This window comes from Endozoicomonas sp. ONNA2 (genome assembly GCF_024606365.1).
Lineage (GTDB): Bacteria > Pseudomonadota > Gammaproteobacteria > Pseudomonadales > Endozoicomonadaceae > Endozoicomonas.
Window position 1 is genome coordinate 1 of sequence record NZ_JAHHPO010000084.1, and the last position, 1,003, is coordinate 1,003.

General features: G+C 38.4%; 1 protein-coding gene. It reads right to left on the bottom strand.

The window, feature by feature from the left end:
• Positions 1-154: 154 nt before the first annotated feature.
• Entirely contained in the window at positions 155-754 is a 600-nt protein-coding gene (locus tag KDK14_RS01525) for a hypothetical protein (protein ID WP_257263251.1), read from the bottom strand.
• Between the last annotated feature and the right edge of the window lie 249 nt (positions 755-1,003).

A 1,003-nucleotide genomic window follows, 5' to 3' on the forward strand; every position in this document is an offset into this window, starting at 1 on the left:
AATGGTTGAGCAAAATATTTTTCACGGCAAAGAAGCGCTTTTCTTTTCCTTTGTGCTCTTCGTGCTTGAAAGCTTTTGCTTCTGGAATTAATAGATAGATGCTTAATGTCTATTGTAAGTAGTTAAGATCGGTACTTTAAATATGACCAGAACACTACATGAGATTCATGGATTTATACTTTGCAATCAGCTGATTAATATTATAATAACTCCAATATTCATTACTAATGTAAAGTTTTGTTGGCTTAAATCCAAGAGAACTTGTAAACGTAATGATCGTTTCCCCATTTTTCGACTCTATTTTAACGCTGCCTGGATTGGTTGGGTAACCAAATCCAATACCTGATTTCAGCGGGATAATGTCGATGTAGCATTTCAACAAATGTTGAAAATCCAGACACCCTTCAATTAACTCGTTTGTACCATGGGATGAGATTTTCAGAATCAGGCAAGGGTGATGTAATCTTTCCATTTCAGCTATGAATATACTATTTTGAATTTTGTTAAGAGTTCTGAACAAAAAGTTGCCAAGTGGTGGTGTAGGTTCGCGAACCCTGAATTTGGGGAGATCGGAATGTTCTTCATCCCTGATGGGCTTCTGGATTAAAGGCTGAGCTTCCTGATTTTCACGAAGAGAAACGGAATGACCGAAGTATGAGCCCGTGCTTTCCCTATTATGGGCCAATCCGGCCGTTGCATTGCTGTAATCACCACTGCATCCGCGCTGGCCAACGCTGTTAATATCTGAATTCATGATAATACCCCTTTCGTTACTTACTCAGACATAAGTCAATAAGGTGAACGCCCGATTTCCAGGTTTATTTTTGAAAACATCCAGCTTCATGAATTAATGTTTTCTTAAAATCTGACAAGTAAGGTAGCTGAAAGTTCAATTTTTATTTGCCTCCTTTTTATTTCCTCTAATCCGTTGCCAGGTTAGCGGCTAACTTAAGTAGCTAACCATATGAAATCATATATTTCTGACTCCTTGTGCCGGCACTCC